This window comes from Gordonia sp. (in: high G+C Gram-positive bacteria), assembly GCF_047606305.1.
In the GTDB taxonomy this organism is placed as follows: domain Bacteria; phylum Actinomycetota; class Actinomycetes; order Mycobacteriales; family Mycobacteriaceae; genus Gordonia.
Genome location: NZ_JASGER010000027.1, coordinates 1 through 18,909 on the forward strand (window position 1 = coordinate 1; position 18,909 = coordinate 18,909).

At 70.4% G+C, this 18,909-nt stretch carries 13 protein-coding genes and 1 pseudogene; 12 read left to right on the forward strand and 2 right to left on the reverse strand.

The window, feature by feature from the left end; translation table 11 throughout:
- The first annotated feature begins 86 nt into the window (after nt 1-86).
- The 3 genes from QM634_RS04375 (at nt 87) to QM634_RS04385 (ending at nt 4,745) form a co-directional block, all read left to right on the forward strand.
- A complete protein-coding gene (locus QM634_RS04375; protein WP_415041552.1) occupies nt 87-1,784 on the forward strand; it encodes an ABC transporter substrate-binding protein in 1,698 nt (565 codons plus the stop codon).
- Nucleotides 1,769-2,326 carry an adenine phosphoribosyltransferase gene (locus tag QM634_RS04380; RefSeq protein WP_415041553.1) on the forward strand — a complete coding sequence of 186 codons (558 nt, stop codon included), beginning with the start codon at nt 1,769-1,771 and terminating at the stop codon, nt 2,324-2,326. The genes QM634_RS04375 and QM634_RS04380 overlap by 16 nt, the downstream gene beginning before the upstream one ends.
- Nucleotides 2,327-2,387: 61 nt before the next feature.
- Complete coding sequence (locus QM634_RS04385; protein ID WP_415041554.1) at nt 2,388-4,745, forward strand: RelA/SpoT family protein; 2,358 nt, start codon at nt 2,388-2,390, stop codon at nt 4,743-4,745.
- Nucleotides 4,746-4,801: 56 nt separating this feature from the next.
- On the opposite strand, the gene QM634_RS04390 is transcribed toward QM634_RS04385, so the two are convergent.
- Nucleotides 4,802-5,785, reverse strand: coding sequence for a peptidylprolyl isomerase (locus QM634_RS04390; RefSeq protein ID WP_415041555.1), 984 nt, complete (start codon nt 5,783-5,785; stop codon nt 4,802-4,804).
- A gap of 126 nt (nt 5,786-5,911) precedes the next feature.
- Here QM634_RS04390 and QM634_RS04395 point away from each other — a divergent pair, with 126 nt between their 5' ends.
- Nucleotides 5,912-6,640 carry an MBL fold metallo-hydrolase gene (locus tag QM634_RS04395; RefSeq protein ID WP_415041556.1) on the forward strand — a complete coding sequence of 243 codons (729 nt, stop codon included), beginning with the start codon at nt 5,912-5,914 and terminating at the stop codon, nt 6,638-6,640.
- Nucleotides 6,637-7,908, forward strand: coding sequence for a histidine--tRNA ligase (gene hisS, locus QM634_RS04400; protein WP_415041557.1), 1,272 nt, complete (start codon nt 6,637-6,639; stop codon nt 7,906-7,908). Before QM634_RS04395 ends, hisS begins: the two co-directional genes overlap by 4 nt.
- An 11-nt stretch (nt 7,909-7,919) precedes the next feature.
- On the opposite strand, the gene QM634_RS04405 is transcribed toward hisS, so the two are convergent.
- The gene (locus QM634_RS04405; protein WP_415041558.1) at nt 7,920-8,810 is read right to left on the reverse strand and encodes a neutral zinc metallopeptidase; all 891 of its coding nucleotides are present in this window, start codon (nt 8,808-8,810) and stop codon (nt 7,920-7,922) included.
- A 161-nt stretch (nt 8,811-8,971) separates the two neighbouring features.
- On the opposite strand from QM634_RS04405, the gene aspS reads away from it, so the two are divergent.
- The 7 genes and pseudogenes from aspS to QM634_RS04440 all read left to right on the forward strand — a co-directional run.
- A complete protein-coding gene (aspS, locus tag QM634_RS04410; protein ID WP_415041559.1) occupies nt 8,972-10,774 on the forward strand; it encodes an aspartate--tRNA ligase in 1,803 nt (600 codons plus the stop codon).
- Nucleotides 10,775-10,808: 34 nt separating this feature from the next.
- A complete protein-coding gene (locus QM634_RS04415) occupies nt 10,809-11,975 on the forward strand; it encodes a hypothetical protein (RefSeq protein WP_415041560.1) in 1,167 nt (388 codons plus the stop codon).
- Nucleotides 11,976-11,983: 8 nt separating this feature from the next.
- The gene (locus QM634_RS04420) at nt 11,984-13,336 is read left to right on the forward strand and encodes a replication-associated recombination protein A (RefSeq protein WP_415041561.1); all 1,353 of its coding nucleotides are present in this window, start codon (nt 11,984-11,986) and stop codon (nt 13,334-13,336) included.
- Nucleotides 13,337-13,408: 72 nt separating this feature from the next.
- Nucleotides 13,409-16,105: an alanine--tRNA ligase gene (gene alaS, locus QM634_RS04425; protein WP_415041562.1), complete on the forward strand. Its 2,697-nt coding sequence runs from the start codon at nt 13,409-13,411 to the stop codon at nt 16,103-16,105.
- Nucleotides 16,106-16,558 carry a Holliday junction resolvase RuvX gene (gene ruvX / locus QM634_RS04430; protein WP_415041563.1) on the forward strand — a complete coding sequence of 151 codons (453 nt, stop codon included), beginning with the start codon at nt 16,106-16,108 and terminating at the stop codon, nt 16,556-16,558.
- Nucleotides 16,559-16,744: 186 nt separating this feature from the next.
- Nucleotides 16,745-18,451, forward strand: a complete 1,707-nt coding sequence (mltG, locus tag QM634_RS04435) for an endolytic transglycosylase MltG (protein WP_415041564.1) — start codon at nt 16,745-16,747, stop codon at nt 18,449-18,451.
- A gap of 7 nt (nt 18,452-18,458) precedes the next feature.
- Nucleotides 18,459-18,909 (forward strand): annotated as a pseudogene (locus QM634_RS04440) (shikimate dehydrogenase); the annotation flags it as partial.

Sequence of the window (18,909 nt, forward strand, 5' to 3'; positions counted from 1 at the left end):
CCGGCCCGCGGCCCCCGACGACGGCGGTCGGCACGACGCCGCGCGCCCCACCGGGAAGCGGCGCCGTTCGCGCTAGTCTTGCGACCGTGCGAAAACTCATGCGCAGGGCCACGACGCTGGGCGCGCTGCTGGTCGGGGCGGTCGTCGGTGCGGGGCTGCTCACGGCCTGTGGCGCCGACCAGAACGCCCCGCTCTACTACCGGACCGATGCGCGGCTGAGCACGTACAACGCCGCCGGAGTCGACGGGAACTCCGATGGCGTGCTGATGGCCTTCACCCGTGTGCAGGGCGGTTTCAGCACCCTCGGCCCGCAGGGGCAGACGATCTCCGACCGCGACATCGGCGAGGTGGCGCTCGCGCCCGGTCCGACGTTGACGCTGCGCTACACGTTCTCGCCCAAGGCCGTCTACTCCGACGGCACGCCGATGACCTGCGACGACATCGTCCTGTCCTGGGTGGCGCAGAGTGGTCGGTTCCGCGGCTTCGAGCCGGCGACGACCGCCGGTTATCGCGACATCGACCGCGTCGAGTGCACGCCGGGCGACAAGACCGCGACGGTCCGCTTCGCCAAGGGCCGCGACTATCGGGATTGGCGCGACCTGTTCGGTGCCGGTGACCTGCTGCCGGCACACGTGGTGGCCCGCGACGCCGGCCTGCCCAACGTCATCGACGCCGTCCGCACCAAGAACATGGCGGGCCTGGCGGCCATCGCCAAGTCGTGGAACACCGGCTTCGCCCTGCCCACCGGACCGCTCGACCCCAAGCGCTTCCTGTCCTCGGGCCCGTACCGCGCCGAGTCCTTCGACCCGAAGACCGGGCTGAGGCTGGTGCGCAACGAGAAGTGGTGGGGGCAGCCGGCCACTCTGGCCAGCATCGTCGTCTTCGGCCGCAACACCGACCTCGCGGCGCGCAGCGGCGCCGGCGGCTTCGACGTCACCGACGCGACCGCCGGTCTCGCCGACGTGCCGGCGGGAAGCCAGGCGGCCCCGCCGCAGGTGGCACCGTCCTCCGGCGCACTGTCGACCGAGCAGATCGTGCTGGCCCATCGAGGGGCGCTGGCCACACCGCAAGCCCGTCAGGCCTTCGGCTCCTGCGTGCCGCGCGACGCGCTCGCCCGCGGGTACGGATTCGGCTCCCAGCCATGGAACCTGCACGTCCTGACCCCGGCGAGTGATCTGGCCGACCCGATCAACGGCCAGTTCGGGCAGCGCTACGCCCGGGCCGACGTCGTCCGTGCGCGCGAGACGGCCAAGCAGCGGCCCCCGGCGCCGAACGGTGCGCCACCGCCACCGTTGAAGGTCCGGATCGGCTATCTCGGCCCCGATGCGCGGCGCCAGCAGATGGTGGCCGACATCGCCTCGTCGTGCCGACGCGCCGGGATCGAGGTGCTCGACGCGGCGAGCCCCGACGTCAAGGTCGGTGCGCTGCGTGCGGGGGACCTGGACGCCCTCCTGTTGAACACCGGGTCGAGCTTCGCCGCCGCCGGTGCCGCCGAGGTCGTGCGCGACGCGTACGGGCTGTACCGCGGCGATCCGTTGAACATCGGCGACTTCGCCGACCCGGCGGCCGCCGACGCCGTGTCGACATTCGCGTTGACGGCCGTCGCCGGCGACCAGCTCGCGCAGTCGCGCGCGATGGAGGCGGCCGCCTGGCGCGATCTCGCGGCCATCCCGCTGTTCGCGACCCCGCGCGAACAACAGTGGTCCGGCAAGCTCGACGGCGTCATCGGCGGCCGTGCGCGCAACGGCACCGGGTGGAACATGGATCGGTGGTCGCGGAAGTGAGCCTGGCCGGGGCGCGCACGGCGATCTCCTCGCTGTCGCGCACCGTCGCCGACTTCCCGGCGCCCGGCATCGTGTTTCGCGATCTCACGCCCGTCCTGGCCGACGCCTCCGGATTCGCGGCGGTCGTGGCCGCCTTGGCGCACGGGTGCGCGGACGTCGAGGTCGTCGCCGGCATCGACGCCCGCGGATTCCTCCTCGGCGGGGCCGTGGCCCAACACCTGGGTGTCGGTGTCCTGGCCGTGCGCAAGTCGGGGAAGCTGCCGCCACCGGTCCTCGCCCGGACCTACGACCTCGAATACGGCACCGCCACCTTGGAAATCCCCGCGGACTCGCTCGACCTCGCCGGCCGGCGGGCACTGATCGTCGACGACGTCCTGGCGACCGGCGGCACGATCGCGGCCACCGCCGGGCTGTTGGACGAGGCGGGCGCCCGGGTGGTCGGTGTGGCGGTGGCGATGGAGTTGACCGGGCTGGGCGGCCGGGCCGCGGTGGAGCGATCGCTCCCGCGCGGGACGCCGATCCGGACGATCACCAGCGCGTGAGGGAGGCAGATCCGCCGAGCGCGCGTTTAGACTTGGGAGAAGCAGCGCGAGGGGAGGTCTGATGGACGACACGTCGAAGACCGACGTCGCGATCGACGCCGCCGACGTCCCCGAGCCGTCGACGCCCGCGGAGGCCTCGCCCCAGGCCGAGCCCCAATCGTCGGCGACGCGCCGGGTGCGCGCCCGCCTGGCCCGTCGGATGACCTCGACGCGCTCCTCGGTGCGCCCGGTCCTCGAGCCGTTGGCCGCCCTGCACCGCGAGGTGTACCCGAAGGCCGACGTGACGCTTCTGCAGCGCGCCTACGACATCGCCGAGGCCCAGCACGAGGGCCAGTTCCGCAAGTCGGGGGATTCCTACATCACCCATCCGCTGGCGGTGGCGACCATCCTGGCCGACCTCGGCATGGACACGACGACGTTGGTGGCGGCGCTGCTCCACGACACGGTCGAGGACACCGGCTACTCCCTGCAGCAGATCACCGACGACTTCGGGCCGGAGGTCGCCCACCTCGTCGACGGTGTCACCAAGTTGGACAAGGTGGCACTCGGCACCGCCGCCGAGGCCGAGACGATTCGCAAGATGATCATCGCCATGGCCCGCGACCCCCGCGTGCTGGTGATCAAGGTCGCCGACCGTCTGCACAACATGCGCACGATGCGCTTCCTGCCGCCGGAGAAGCAGGCGCGCAAGGCCCGCGAGACCCTCGAGGTCATCGCCCCGCTCGCGCACCGCCTCGGGATGGCCACCGTGAAGTGGGAGCTGGAGGACCTGGCGTTCGCCATCCTGCACCCCAAGCGCTACGAGGAGATCGTGCGGCTCGTCGCCGATCGGGCGCCCTCGCGCGACACCTACCTGGCCAAGGTCCGCGACGAGGTGAACCAGGCGCTGTCGGCGGCGCGGTTGTCGGCCGTCGTCGAGGGCCGGCCCAAGCACTACTGGTCGATCTACCAGAAGATGATCGTCAAGGGCCGCGACTTCGACGACATCCACGACCTCGTCGGCATCCGCATCCTGTGCGACGACGTGCGCGACTGCTATGCGGCGGTCGGCGTCGTGCACTCGCTGTGGCAGCCGATGGCCGGCCGCTTCAAGGACTACATCGCCCAGCCGCGGTACGGCGTGTACCAGTCGCTGCACACGACGGTGATCGGACCGGAGGGCAAGCCGCTGGAGGTGCAGATCCGAACGTCGGACATGCACCGCACGGCCGAGTTCGGAATCGCCGCGCACTGGCGGTACAAGGAAGGCGGGTACCGCGACCGGAAGGGCCACAAGCGGGCCGAACTGGCCGAGATCGACGACATGGCCTGGATGAGGCAGCTGCTCGACTGGCAGCGGGAGGCCGCCGATCCCGGCGAGTTCCTCGAGTCGTTGCGGTACGACCTGGCCGTCAAGGAGATCTTCGTCTTCACCCCGAAGGGCGACGTGATCACCCTGCCGACGGGTTCGACGCCGGTCGACTTCGCCTATGCGGTCCACACCGAGGTCGGCCACCGCTGTATCGGTGCGCGCGTCAACGGCCGCCTGGTGGCACTCGAGCGCAAACTCGACAACGGCGAGGTCGTCGAGGTCTTCACCTCCAAAGCACCCAACGCCGGCCCGTCGAAGGACTGGCAGAACTTCGTGGTGTCCCCGCGGGCCAAGTCGAAGATCCGCCAGTGGTTCGCCAAGGAGCGGCGCGAGGAGGCCCTCGACGCGGGCAAGGAGGCGATCGCCAAGGAGGTGCGGCGCGGCGGGCTACCGCTGCAGCGGTTGATGACGGGTGAGAACATGAGCGCCGTCGCCGCGGAGCTGCGCTATCCGGACGTCACCGCGCTGTACACGGCGGTGGGCGAGAACCAGGTCACGGCACACCGGGTCGTGACGCGGCTGGTGGCCCAGCTCGGCGGCATCGACAGCGCCGAGGAGGAACTGGCCGAGATCACCACCCCGTCGACGATTCCACCGCGCCGACGCGCCGGGGCCGATGCCGGCGTGGTCGTCGAGGGCGTCGACAACGTGCTGATCAAGCTGGCGAAGTGTTGCACGCCGGTGCCCGGGGACGAGATCCTCGGCTTCGTCACCCGCGGTGGCGGCGTCAGCGTCCACCGCACGGACTGCCCCAACTCGGAGTCCCTGCAGCAGCAGGACGAGCGGCTCATCGACGTGGTGTGGGCGCCATCGGACTCGTCGGTGTTCCTCGTCGCGATTCAGGTGGAGGCACTCGACCGGCACCGGTTGCTGTCGGATGTGACCAAGGCGCTGGCCGATGAGAAGCTCAACATCTTGTCGGCGTCGGTGACCACCAACAACGACCGCGTCGCGGTCAGCCGCTTCACCTTCGAGATGGGCGATCCGACCCACCTGGGCCACGTCCTCAACGTCGTGCGCAACATCGAGGGCGTCTACGACGTCTACCGGGTCACCTCAGCCGCGTAGCCCGCGGAGCCGGCCGTTGACCAGCCGCGTGGCAGTGTGGCCGTGTGACCTGCGGCTCAGCCGACCTTGGCCGACTTGATGGTGACCGGGGTCTTCGGCTTGCCGCTCTCCTTGACACCGTCGAGGCCGGGGACGATCGGGGTCTTGGAGATGTCGTCGAGAGTCTTCATGCCGGCCTCGTCGAGGTGGCCGACCACGGCGAAGTCCGGGGTCAGCTGCGAGTCGGAGTAGACGATGAAGAACTGGGCGCCGCCGGTGTTGGCCCGGCCGAGCATCGCGTTGTTCGAGTTGGCGATCGCGACGACTCCGCGCGGGTAGGTGACCGGACCGGACCCCGGCATCATCGGGTTGGCCTGGGCGCCGGCGACGGGCTTGAGGTCGGTGGGCGCCTCGTCCGGGCTGTTCCAGCCGGGGTTGCCCATGCCGGTACCGGTCGGGTCACCGCACTGGAGGACCTTGAGGTTCGCGCTGTTGGTGAGGCGGTGGCAGTCGGTGCCGTCGTAGTAGCCGCCCTTGGCCAGCGACTCGATGGCGGCCGAGTTGCACGGCGCCGAGGCGTGGTCGAGCGTGATCGGCAGGTCACCGCGGTTGGTGGTGAGCGTCATCGGCGTCGTCGACCCGGCCAGCCACGACCCGGTCTTGACGTACCGGTGGGTGCCCGGGAAGGGGAGCGGCACATTCGACGACGGCTCGGCCGCGTTGCGCTCCTTGGGGACGCCCGCCGCCAACTCGTCCATATACTTGGCGGCCTCGGCGCGCCGCTCCGGCGGCTGCTCGTTGATGATCTTGTCCCGGCCCTGGATCGTCTTGGCCAAGGTGGTGTCCGGCTTGGTCCACTGGCAGTTCACCGTGCCGATGAAGGTCTCGGCGAGCCAGACGACGGTGGCGGCGACGATCAATGCCAGCACGGTCAGGATCGCGATGGTGATGTTGAGGCTGCGGCGCTTGCGGTCGCGCTCGGCGGCCAGCCTGGCCTCAAGCTTTCGCTTGGCGGCCAGACGCCGATCCTCGTTGGTCTGGTTCGCGTCGTTGCTGGTCACGGGCGGCGGTTCTCCTCGGCGTGATCGAAGTTCTCGTGCCATAGTGCCAGTTCCCGCCCGAGTGCGGCGACACCGGGTGTCGGCCGGGTCGGCGGGACCCGGGGGATTTCTGGGAGAATGGCCCTCATGTTGATCACCGGATTCCCCGCCGGCATGTTCGCCACGAACTGCTACCTCGTCTCGGCCGACGCGTCGCCCGGCGGTGCCGGCGGCGACGCGGTGATCATCGACCCCGGTCAGGACGCCGAGGAGCAGATCGTCGCGCTCTGTGAGGAACACGGCCTCAACCCGGTGGCGGTGCTGTTGACCCACGGCCACCTGGACCACACCTGGAACGCGGAGAAGGTGTGCCGGCGCTACGGCATCCCCTGTTACATCCACCCCGCCGACCGGCCGATGCTGACCGACCCGTCCAAGGGGATCGGCCGCACGCTCGGCGCGGTCGTGGGCGTGTTGACCTTCCACGAGCCGGAGAAGGTGGTGGAGTTCGCCGACGAGGAGCAGATCGACCTGGCCGGGTTGCGGTTCTCGGTCGATCTGGCGCCCGGGCACACCCAGGGGTCGGTGCTGCTGGGGATCGAGGCGCCCGGCGACGACGGCGAGCCGGTGCCGGTCGTGTTCTCCGGCGACGTATTGTTCCAGGGGTCGATCGGGCGCACGGATCTGCCCGGCGGCGACCATCAACAACTTCTGGACTCGATCGCCGCGAAGCTGTTGCCCCTGCCCGACGAGACGCTGGTGCTGCCCGGACACGGTCCGCAGACCAGCATCGGCGCCGAGCGTGCGGGCAACCCGTTCCTGGCCGGGATCGGCGGCGCCGGCGGCGGCGACCGGAAAGGACGTTACGGACTGTGAGCGAATTCCAGGCGCCGCGCGGCATCCCGGACTACTACCCGCCGCGCTCGGCGGACTTCACGCGTGTGCGCGGCACCCTCACCACCGCCGCGGCACTGGCGGGATACGGCCACATCGAACTTCCCGTCTTCGAGGACACCCGACTGTTCGCGCGCGGCGTCGGTGAGTCGACCGACGTGGTGTCGAAGGAGATGTACACCTTCGACGATCGCGGCGAGCGCAGTGTCACGCTGCGGCCGGAGGGCACCGCGGGCGTGATGCGCGCGGTGATCCAACACGGCTTGGACCGCGGCCCGCTGCCGGTCAAGCTCTGCTACGCCGGCCCGTTCTTCCGCTACGAGAAGCCACAGGAGGGCCGATACCGCCAGCTGCAGCAGGTCGGCGTCGAGGCGATCGGCATCGACGACCCGGCGTTGGACGCCGAGGTGATCGCCATCGCCGACGAGGCCTACCGTCGACTCGGCCTGACCGGGTACCGGCTGGAACTCTCCTCGCTCGGCACCGCCGCGGATCGACCGGCGTACCGAGCGCTGTTGCAGGACTTCCTGGGCCGCCTGGACCTCGACGAGGCGACCCGCGCCCGGGCCGAGATCAACCCCCTGCGCGTCCTGGACGACAAGCGGCCGCACGTGCGGGAGATGACCGCCGACGCACCCCTGCTGCTCGACCACTTGTCCACCGAGTCCGCGGAGCACTTCGCCGCGGTGCGCGCGCACCTGGACCGCCTGGGCGTGGCCTACGAGATCAACCCGCGACTGGTGCGCGGGTTGGACTACTACACGAAGACCACCTTCGAGTTCGTCCACGACGGCCTGGGCGCCCAGTCGGGCATCGGCGGCGGCGGGCGCTACGACGGACTGATGCGCCAGCTCGGCGGCAAACAGGACCTCTCGGGCATCGGCTTCGGCATCGGCGTCGACCGCACCGTGCTGGCGCTGCAGGCCGAGGGTGTGGCGACCGAGGAGCCGGCCCGGTGCACCGTGTTCGGGGTGCCGATGGGGGAGACGGCCAAGGCCGAGCTGGTCGCGATCGCCGCGCAATTGCGCGCCGCGGGCATCGCCGTCGACCTCGCCTACGGCGATCGCGGTGTGAAGGGCGCGATGAAGGCCGCCGACCGGTCCGGTGCGACGTTCGCGCTCGTCCTGGGCGAGCGCGAACTCGCCGAGCAGGGCATCGAGGTCAAGAACCTCAAGACCGGCACCCAGGAACGGGTGTCGCTGTCCAACGCGGTCGAGGAGATCCGACTACTCGTCGGTGAACTCGAGTAGTCGGACCCGACTCAGAGGTCGTTGGTGGCGAAGGTGTCGCAGCGGCGCATGTCGCCGGACTGGTAGCCGGTCATGAACCAGCGCGAGCGCTGCTCGGCCGAACCGTGGGTCCAACCCTCCGGGTTCGAGTTCGAACCCTGAATGGTGTCGTCGCCGATCGCCTTGGCGGTCTGGATGACCGAGCTGATCTGATCCTGGGTGATCGGCGCCAGCATGGCGTCGGGGCCCTTGTCGGCATTCGACGCCCACACGCCCGCCAGGCAGTCGGCCTGCAGCTCGATGCGGACCGAACCGGCATTGCCCATCCGATTGCCCTTCTGCAGCACGCCGAGGAGGTTCTCCACGTGGTGGCCGTACTCGTGGGCGACCACGTACATCTGCGACAGCGGACCGTTGCTGCCACCCATCTGCTTGAGGGTGTCGAAGAAGGACGGGTCGAAATAGGCGGTCTTGTCGGCGGGGCAGTAGAACGGGCCCATCGCCGACTGGGCCGGCCCGCACCCGGTGTTGACCGCGCCGGAGAAGATCGTGGTGCTGGGGGAGGTGTAGCCGGGCAGCAGGTGCGACCAGACCTTGTCCACGCTGATCGTCGTCGCCTTGATGCGGCAGATCGAATCGGTGTTCGCCATCTCCACGGTGCAGGAGTCGAGCTTCTGCTGGATCGCCGCCTGATCGGCACCGCCACCGGCGCCGCCGCCCATGGGGGCCGCACCCGTGCCGCCGAGGATCTGGCCCGGGTTGACGCCGAGCAGAAGTGCGATCAGGACCAGGACGAGGCCGGCGCCGCCGCCCATCGCGATCCGGTCACCGCCGCCGCCGCCGTAGCCGCCACCGAATCCGCCGCCGGAACCACCCGCACTGACGTGGCCGCCCTCGAGCTGCCCACTGCCTTGAAAAGTCATAGCGCCATACTCCCACAACTGGTGCGCGTCGGCGCACGGATGGCCATGCGGCGCGTTCTCGGGCCGATCGCCGGTGTGTAGACTTCGCGGACGAGAATTCTTCGCGATGACCCGGGTTCTCCGGCGGTCGCGCTCTTTCACAAACAGTTGGAAGGAATCGGATGCTGCGCACGCATCTCGCAGGTTCGCTGCGCCGTGAGTCGGCCGGCGAGACCGTGACGGTCGCCGGGTGGGTGGCCCGTCGCCGCGACCACGGCGGAGTGGTGTTCATCGACCTGCGCGACACGTCCGGGCTGGTGCAGGTCGTGTTCCGCGACGAGGCGGTCGCCGCGGCCGCGCACCGGCTGCGCGCCGAGTTCTGCGTCGCCGTCACCGGCGTCGTCGAGATCCGGCCGGAGGGCTCGGAGAACCCGAACCTGGCTTCGGGTGCGATCGAGATCAGCGCGGCGAAGCTGGAGGTGCTCAACGAATCGGCCCCGCTGCCGTTCCAGCTCGACGAGCACCCGGGCGAAGAGGCGCGCCTCAAGTACCGCTACCTGGACCTGCGTCGGGAGGGGCCGGCGGCGGCCATCCGCCTGCGGTCCCAGGCCAACGCCGCGGCGCGGGCCGTCCTTGCCGGGCACGACTTCCTGGAGATCGAGACGCCGACGCTCACCCGGTCCACGCCGGAGGGCGCCCGCGACTTCCTGGTCCCCGCACGCCTGCAGCCGGGCTCCTTCTACGCCCTGCCGCAGAGCCCGCAGTTGTTCAAGCAGCTGCTGATGGTCGCCGGGATGGAGCGGTACTTCCAGATCGCCCGCTGCTATCGCGACGAGGACTTCCGCGCCGACCGGCAGCCCGAGTTCACCCAGCTGGACGTCGAGATGAGCTTCGTCGACGAGGACGACGTGATCGCCCTCGCCGAGGAGATCCTCGTCGCCCTGTGGAAACTGATCGGCGTCGACATCAGCACCCCGATCCCGCGGATGACCTACGCCGACGCCATGCGACGCTTCGGCAGCGACAAGCCGGACCTGCGCTTCGACCTGGAACTGGTCGAGTGCACCGAATACTTCGCCGACACCCCGTTCCGGGTCTTCCAGGCCCCGTACGTGGGCGCCGTCGTGATGCCCGGCGGCGCGTCGCAGCCCCGCCGTCAGCTCGACGCCTGGCAGGAGTGGGCCAAGCAGCGCGGCGCCAAGGGGCTGGCGTACGTGCTGGTGCAGGACGACGGCACGCTGACCGGACCGGTCGCCAAGAACCTCTCGGACGCCGAGTTGGCCGGTCTCGCCGACCACGTCGGTGCCACGCCGGGCGACTGCATCTTCTTCGCCGCGGGCCCGGTCAAGAGCATGCGGGCGCTGCTCGGCGCGGCCCGTGGCGAGATCGCCGACAAGCTGGGCCTCATCAAGGAGGGCGACTGGGCGTTCACGTGGGTCGTCGACGCGCCGCTGTTCGAGCCCGCCGACGACGCCACCGCCTCCGGCGACGTCGCGGTGGGCTCGGGCGCCTGGACGGCCGTGCACCACGCCTTCACCTCGCCGAAACCCGAATCGCTCGAGTCGCTGGAGTCCGCCCCGGGGGCGGCCCTGGCCTACGCCTACGACATCGTCTGCAACGGCAACGAGATCGGCGGCGGTTCGATCCGCATCCACCGCCGGGACGTGCAGGAGCGGGTCTTCGCCATCATGGGCATCGACGAGCAGGAGGCCCAGGAGAAGTTCGGCTTCCTGCTGGACGCCTTCGCCTTCGGCGCGCCGCCACACGGTGGCATCGCCTTCGGCTGGGACCGCATCGTGTCGCTCCTGGCGGGTGAACCGTCGATTCGCGAGGTGATCGCCTTCCCGAAGTCCGGTGGCGGCGTCGACCCGTTGACGGATGCTCCGGCGCCGATCACGGCCGCCCAGCGCAAGGAATCGGGGATCGACGCGAAGCCGCAGGCGGCGGCCGCGGAGTCGAAGGTCCCCGCCCAGTCGGACAAGTGACGCCGATCCCATTCTTGGGTAGGTTGGACTGATCATGACGGCCATCGTTGAGACTCCGATCGAGGGCGCGTTGACCACGGCGGAAACCGTGTTGTCGGCGCGGGCCGGAACGGCGGTCACCCTGACCGACCCGGAGGATCTCGGCGGCAGCGGACGCAGTGTCGTCGCACGTGCGCGGGTGTCGCGGAACCCGGTGTCGACGCATCGCACGCTGGTGATCAAATCGCTCGGCGCCGAGGACGATCCGGAGTCCTTCCACCGCGAGGTGACCGCGTACCAGTACGCCACCGCGTTGCCCAGCGAGAGTCGGCCCGGTCCGCAGCTCATCGCCCACGACCCGGTCCGGCGCGTCATCGTGCTCTCCGACCTCGGTACCGGTCGAGCGATGACCGACCTGCTGGCGGGGACCGACATCGAAGAGGTCTCGCGGGCCGTGAGCGCCTGGGGCCAGGCCCTGGGGCGCATGCACGCGGCCACCTTCGGCGGCGAGGAGGACTTCAACGCGTTGCTGCGCCGCTCGAGCGCGCGCTCGGTCGAAGGCGTGCCGACCGCGTGGGCGCGGCGCGTGGCGGTCGACCTCCCCGGAGTCGCGGAGTCGTTGGGCCTCGCCGTTCCCGACTCGGTGATCGCCCGACTCGACCACGCCGTGCGATTGTTCGCCGAGGGCGATTTCCGCGCCTTCAGCCCGTCCGACGTCGGACCGGAGAACATTCTGATCAACGCCGACGGCGTCCGCTTCATGGACTACGAGTGGGGCGGCTTCCGCGATGCCACCCTGGACGTCGCCTATGGTCTGGCCACCTTCCCCGAGCACCTGGGCTCGCGGTCGCCGTCCGTGCGCGCCGAGCTGGAGACCGCGCTGATCGACGCGTGGCGCTCGGAGGCCGAGACCATGTGGCCCGCGCTCGGCGATCGGGCCGCCGTCCACGACGTGATCGCCTCGGCGCGCCTGCTCTGGACGTGGCTGTCCACCGTGGTGTTCGTCGGGGCGGGCGACGACGGGCCGACCGATGCGGCGGACGAGGCGATGCTCACCCACGACTGGGCCATCACGACCACCGACCCGGCGGTTGCGTGCGACCGGTGGATCGAGCTGGCCGAGGCGGCGACCCGTTGGGCGGGGGCGGACTCGAGCCTGACCGAGCTGGCCTCTTTCGCGACCGGGTTCGCCGCGGCGCTGCGCCGGGACTGGTTGTCCTAGTCCCCGACATGGACAGCCTGTTCGACTCACCGCCCGACCGCGAGCCGGCGCCGTCCGCACCGCCGCCCTCGGCTCCACTGGCGGTCCGCATGCGCCCGCAGTCGCTCGACGAGGTCGTCGGCCAGGAGCACCTCCTGCGGCCGGGGGCGCCGCTGCACCGGCTGATCGAGGGTTCCGGCGCCGCCTCGGTGCTGCTGTACGGGCCGCCCGGCACCGGTAAGACCACGATGGCCTCGCTCATCTCGCGCGCCACCGGCGGACGGTTCGAGGCGCTGTCCGCATTGAGTGCCGGTGTGAAGGAGGTGCGCGCGGTCATCGACCTCGCCCGTCGGCGCCTGGTGGCCGGGGAACAGACGGTGCTCTTCATCGACGAGGTCCACCGGTTCTCGAAGAACCAGCAGGACGCCCTGCTCGACGCCGTCGAGAACCGCATCGTCCTGTTGGTCGCCGCGACCACCGAGAACCCGTCCTTCTCCGTCGTCGCCCCGCTGCTGTCCCGGTCGCTGGTGCTCGCTCTGCAGCCCCTGTCCGACGAGGAGATCGGGACGGTGTTGGACCGGGCCGTCGGAGCCGAGAACGGGTTGGCCGGGACGGTGCGGCTGAGCGAGGACGCGCGGGACCATCTGGTGTCGGTCGCCGGGGGTGACGCGCGCCGTGCGCTGACCGCCCTGGAGGCCGCGGCGGCGGGGGCCGCCGACCGGGAGGAGGGCGAGAGCCCCGTCGAGTTGACCGTGGCCGACGTCGAGGCGGCCATCGACCAGGCAGCCGTGCGATACGACCGCAACGGCGACCAGCACTACGACGTCATCAGCGCCTTCATCAAGTCGATTCGCGGATCAGACGTCGACGCGGCGCTGCACTACCTGGCGCGGATGATCAGCGCGGGGGAGGATCCGCGTTTCATCGCGCGTCGGCTCATGATCCACGCGAGCGAGGACATCGGGATGGCCGATCCGACGGCGCTGACGGCGGCAGTCAACGCCGCCCAGGTCGTCGCGCTGGTCGGCATGCCGGAGGCGAAGCTGGCGCTCACCCAGGCGACGATCCACCTCGCCACCGCACCCAAGTCCGACGGCGTGGTGTCGGCGATCGGGTCGGCGATGGCCGACATCGCCGCCGGCAGGATCGGGTCGGTGCCACCGCACCTGCGGGACGGCCACTACGCCGGGGCGAAGGATCTGGGAAGTGCGGTGGGCTACAAGTACCCCCACGAGGACCCCGACGGGGTGGTGCCCCAGCAATACCCGCCGGATGAACTCGTCGGCGTCGACTACTACACACCGACCGAGCGCGGCGCCGAGCGCGAGTTGGCCGCACGGCTGCCGCGGTTGCGCGCCATCATCCGCCGCCTGCGGTCCTGATCGTCGCCGGTAGACTGGACCTTTGGTGCTCGCCGGCACCGACCGATCCACCCGACGAAGGACAGCCACCCAGTGCAGACGCACGAGATCCGCAAGCGGTTCCTGGACCATTTCATCCGGAACGGGCACACCGAGGTGCCGAGTGCGCCGCTCGTCCTGGACGACCCGAACCTGATGTTCGTCAACGCCGGCATGGTGCCGTTCAAGCCGTACTTCCTGGGTGAGCAGACCCCGCCGTTCCACCGTGCCACGAGTGTGCAGAAGTGTGTGCGCACCCTGGACATCGAAGAGGTCGGCATCACCACCCGCCACAACACCTTCTTCCAGATGGCCGGCAACTTCTCGTTCGGCGACTATTTCAAGCGCGAGGCCATCGGATTCGCCTGGACGCTGCTGACCAACCCGGTCGCCGACGGCGGCTACGGCATCGACCCGACGCGGCTGTGGCCGACGGTCTATCTCGACGACGACGAGGCCGAGGCCATCTGGCGCGACGAGATCGGTGTGCCCGCCGAGCGGATCCAGCGTCGCGGCATGAAGGACAACCTGTGGTCGATGGGCGTGCCCGGTCCGTGCGGGCCGTCGTCGGAGATCTTCTACGACCGTGGACCCGCGTACGGGCAGGAGGGCGGTCCGGAGGTCGACGAGGACCGCTACATCGAGATCTGGAACCTCGTCTTCATGCAGAGCGTGCGCGGGGAGGGCGGCGCCAAGGAGGGATACGAGATCCTCGGGCCGCTGCCGAAGAAGAACATCGACACCGGCATGGGCATCGAGCGCGTCGCGTGCATCCTGCAGGGCGTGGACAACGTCTACGAGACCGATCTGCTCAAGCCGATCATCGACCGGGCCGTCGAGCTGACCGGTCGCGCATACGGCGCCGGCGGCGGCGACGGGGCGGCCGACGACGTGAAGTTCCGCGTCATCGCCGACCACGCGCGCACCGCGACGATGCTGATCGGCGACGGCGTGCTGCCGGGCAACGAGGGCCGGGGCTACATCCTGCGCCGCCTGCTGCGCCGCGTCGTGTACTCGGTGCGCCTGTTGGGCGCGACCGGTCCGACGATGGGTGACTTCGTCGGGACCGCGATCGACGTGATGGCGCCGTCCTATCCGGAGCTGGCCGCCGACCGCGACCGCATCCTGACCGTCGCCGTCGGCGAGGAGGAGACCTTCTCCAAGACCCTGGCCGCCGGCTCGGCGCTGTTCGCCGACGCGGCCGCCCAGACCAAGTCCGCGGGTGCGGACCAGATCACCGGTACCGCGGCGTTCACGCTCCACGACACCTATGGATTCCCGATCGACCTGACCCTCGAGATGGCCGAGTCGGCGGGCCTTTCCGTCGACCGGGACGGCTTCGCCGAGTTGATGGCCCAGCAGCGCAAGCGGGCCAAGGACGATGCGAACGCGCGCAAGAGCGGACATGCCGACCTGTCCGCCTACCGCGAGTTCATCGACGGGCACCCCACCGAGTTCGTCGGCTTCGACGAGCTGGTCACCGAGGCGCGCGTCTTGGGCGTCTTCGGCGGCGGTGAGCGGATCGGTCGCGCCGGGGCGGGGACCGAGGTGGACGTGATCCTGGACCGCACGCCGCTCTACGCCGAGGGCGGCGGCCAGCTGGCCGACGTCGGCACGCTCACGACCAGCGCCGGGGTGCGGGTCGCCGTCACCGACGTGCAGAAGGTCGGCAAGGCGGTGTGGCTGCACCGCGGGCGGGTGGAGGCCGGCGAGATCGCCGAGGGCGACGAGGTCATCGCCTCGGTCGACCCCGCCTGGCGGCACGGCGCCACGCAGGGCCACTCGGGCACCCACATGGTCCACGCGGCGCTGCGCGAGGTCCTCGGCCCCACCGCGACGCAGGCCGGATCGCTGAACAAGCCCGGCTATCTGCGTTTCGACTTCCACGCCAGCGGGCCGCTGAGCGACGCGCAGCGCCACGAGATCGAGGAGATCTCCAACCGGGCCGTCGAGGCGAACCATCCGGTCAACACCTTCGAGACCGGCTACGACGAGGCCAAGGCGATGGGCGCGATGGCCCTCTTCGGCGAGAACTACGGCGACGTGGTGCGCGTCGTGGAGATCGGCGGCCCCTTCTCGATGGAGCTGTGCGGCGGCACGCACGTCGGTTCGTCGGCGCAGATCGGACCGATCACCCTGATCGGCGAATCCTCCGTCGGATCGGGGATCCGTCGCGTCGAGGCGTACGTCGGCATGGACTCCTTCCGCCACCTGTCCACCGAGCGGGCGCTGCTCGCCGGTGTTGCCTCCTCGCTCAAGGTGCCCAGTGCCGAGGTGCCCGGGCGCGTCGAGCAGTTGGTGACCCGACTCAAGGACGCCGAGCGCGAGGTCGCGCGGTTGCGTGCCGAGCAGGCCCGTGCCGCGACGGTCGGACTGGTCGACTCGGCCTCGCGCGTCGGTGACGTCGACGTGATCGGCGGCCGCGTGGCAGACGGCCTCGGCGGCGGCGAACTGCGCGAATTGGCCGCCGACCTGCGTGCCCGGGCGAAGTCCGACAAGGCGGTCGTCGCGTTGTTCTCGGCCGAGCCCGCCGATGACGGAGACGCGACGAAGGTGCCCTTCGTCGTCGCGACCACGCCCGGCGCCCGCGATGCGGGCATCGCCGCCGGTGCCATCGTCAAGGAGATCTCCCCGCTGATCGGCGGCCGCGGCGGCGGCAAGCCCGACCTGGCGCAGGGATCGGGGTCCGACGCCGCGGGGATCGACGCCGCGATGGCGCGGATCGCGGAGCTGGTGCGGGGGAGCGCCTAAGTGCTGCAGCCGCGCGGCCGGCGGCTGGCGGTCGATGTGGGCACCGTTCGCATCGGTGTCGCCGTGTGCGATCCCGACGGGATCCTCGCGACACCCGTCGAGACGGTGGCGCGCGCGAAGGCCGGACGGCCGACCGCCGCGCAGGACACGGCCGCGGTGGCGCGACTGGCGGAGTTGACCGCGGAGTACGAGGCGGTCGAGATCATCGTCGGACTCCCGCGCGACCTGCGCGGGCAGGAGGCCCTGGCGGCACAGAGCGTCCGGGAATTCGCCGAGCGACTCGCCGCGGCGGTGGCGCCGGTCCCGCTGATCTTCGTCGACGAGCGGATGACCACGGTGAGCGCTGGTCGGGCGCTGCGTGAGGCGGGACACGATTCGCGGCGCGCGCGGGGAGTCATAGATCAGGCCGCCGCAGTCGCTATTCTGCAAGGATGGTTGGATGGCGTCCGGTAGTCCGGGCGCCGTCGACGCGGGCCGTACGGCCACCGGCCTCGCCGAAACATCCGCCGTCGCACAGGCGATACAGTCGGCGGAACCGGCAATTCGGACATGGACGAAACGACGAAAGGGAAGAGGCGCGTGAGCGATGACGTGGGAGCTACCGGCTCCGATGACAAGAATGACCAGCCTGCGCCCTCGATGCGACATCGCACCCGCCGCGGGCAGTCGACGGGCGACTCCGGTGCGCCGGCGTGGATGACGGGCGAGATTCCGGCGGTGGGCGATGAGGCGGCCAAGCCGGCCGATGAGGACACCCCGAACGTGACGCCGAACGTCGTCAAGCGGGTCGAGCGCCCGGCGGCCGAGGAGAAGCCCGCCGTCGCCGCCCCCGTGCAACCCGAGCCCGAGGTCGAACCGGAACCGGTGGTCGCCGCCGAGCCCGAGCCCGCACCGACGGCACCCGAGCCGGAACCGGCGCCCGCGGACCCGATCGCCGATGCCGACGCCGCGGCGGCCGTTGCCGCACTGCAGGAGGTCCCGACCGAGGCACCGTCGGCGCCCGCCACTCCGGCCTGGCACGACGACCACGACGATGCCGAGCGGGCCAAGCAGAAGGCCGCCGACGAGGAGAAGCGCGCCAAGGACGAGGCCGCGGCCAAGAAGGGCGAGGACAAGAAGGCCGCCAAGCAGGCCAAGAAGGATGCGAAGAAGCAGGCCGCCGTCGCTGCCGACGAGATGCCCAAGAGCACGACCGGGCGCCGACTGGCCAAGATCGCAACAGCGCTGGTCGTCGTTCTGGCGCTGGTGGCCGGCGGTGGCTACGTCGCCAAGCGCCAGGGCTGGCTGCCGTCCTTCGTCACCAATGCGCTGAAGAACAAGAAGGACTTCTCCAACACCGCCGGCACCGAAGACGTGCTGGTGACGATTCCGGACAACTCCTCCCTCACGAACTTCGGCCAGATCCTGGAGCAGGCCGGCGTCGTCGGATCGGTCGATGCCTTCATCAAGGCCTCCGACGGCAAGGCGCTGTCCGGCGGCGTCTACAAGATGCGCAAGGGCATCCCGGCCGCCACGGCGGTCGAGATGATGACTGGAACCGACAACCGCGTCGGTCGTCTGGTGGTGCCCGAGGGCGTCCAGCTGGAGGCCAAGCGAGGCGTCGACCGCAAGACGATCCCGGGTGTGTTCGACCTGATCGCCGATGCGACCGAGGTCGAGCTGAACGGCAAGAAGGTCGGCGTCACCGTCGAGCAGCTCGAGCAGGCGGCGAAGACCGCCTCGGCCGATGAGCTCGGTGTGCCGTCGTGGGCCCGCAAGGGCGTTGCCGCCCTGCCCGGCGACTACCGGCGGCTCGAGGGTCTGATCGCCCCCGGCACCTGGGAGGCCGTCAACCCGGAGGCCTCCGCGGCGGAGATCCTCAACCAGCTGATCTCCGACAGTTCGAGGCGCTACGAGTCGTGGGGCCTGCTGACCGGGAACAAGAGCGGTCTGAGCCCCTACGAGGTGCTGATCGCCGCGTCGATCAACGAGCGCGAGGTGCGCCACCCGGAGGACCTGCCGAAGGTCGCTCGCGTCATCCTCAACCGGTTGGCGAAGAACCAGCGGCTCGAGATGGACTCGACGACCAACTACACGGCCGCCGAGACCAACATCGACGTCCACGGGGACAACTACAAGGCCGACACCCAGTGGAACACCTACAAGATCTTCGGTCTTCCGCCGACGCCCATCGCCACCGTCGGCGAGCAGGCGCTCAAGGCGATGCTCGACCCGCCGAAGGGGAACTGGCTGTACTTCCTCACCGTGGACAAGAACGGGAAGACCCTGTTCTCGGAGAACTTCGACGAGCACGTCCGCAAGCGGCAGATCGCGTGCGACAACGGGTTCCTCAAGACCGGCTGCTGACGTCTCGGTGAGCCGCAAAGCCGCGGTGCTGGGATATCCGATCGAGCATTCGCGCTCGCCGGATTTGCACCGGGCCGCCTACCGGGCGCTGGGGCTCGACGGGTGGACCTATGAGCGCATCGAGTGTCGCGCGGGTCGACTCGCCGAGACCGTGGACGCCCTGGACGAGGAGTACGTCGGGCTCTCGGTCACGATGCCCGGCAAGGTCGAGGCACTCGAGTACGCCGATGCCGTCACCGACCGTGCGCGCCTCGTGGGATCGGCCAACACCCTCGTGCGCACCGACGACGGATGGTCGGCCGATTGCACCGACATCGACGGGGTGGCCGGGGCGCTGCAGTCCGTCGGCGCCGACATCGCCGCCGGCGGCCCGATCGTGATCCTCGGCGCCGGTGGGACCGCCCGACCGGCGCTCGCGGCCGCCGCCGCCGGCGGAGCCCGCGAAGTCGTGATCGTCG

Coding starts and splice junctions, on each gene's coding strand:
- QM634_RS04385 (WP_415041554.1), top strand. CDS start 2,388: ATGGACGACACGTCGAAGACCGACGTCGCGATCGACGCCGCCGACGTC.
- QM634_RS04405 (WP_415041558.1), bottom strand. CDS start 8,810: ATGACTTTTCAAGGCAGTGGGCAGCTCGAGGGCGGCCACGTCAGTGCG.
- QM634_RS04415 (WP_415041560.1), top strand. CDS start 10,809: ATGACGGCCATCGTTGAGACTCCGATCGAGGGCGCGTTGACCACGGCG.
- QM634_RS04395 (WP_415041556.1), top strand. CDS start 5,912: ATGTTGATCACCGGATTCCCCGCCGGCATGTTCGCCACGAACTGCTAC.
- QM634_RS04420 (WP_415041561.1), top strand. CDS start 11,984: ATGGACAGCCTGTTCGACTCACCGCCCGACCGCGAGCCGGCGCCGTCC.
- mltG (WP_415041564.1), top strand. CDS start 16,745: ATGCGACATCGCACCCGCCGCGGGCAGTCGACGGGCGACTCCGGTGCG.
- aspS (WP_415041559.1), top strand. CDS start 8,972: ATGCTGCGCACGCATCTCGCAGGTTCGCTGCGCCGTGAGTCGGCCGGC.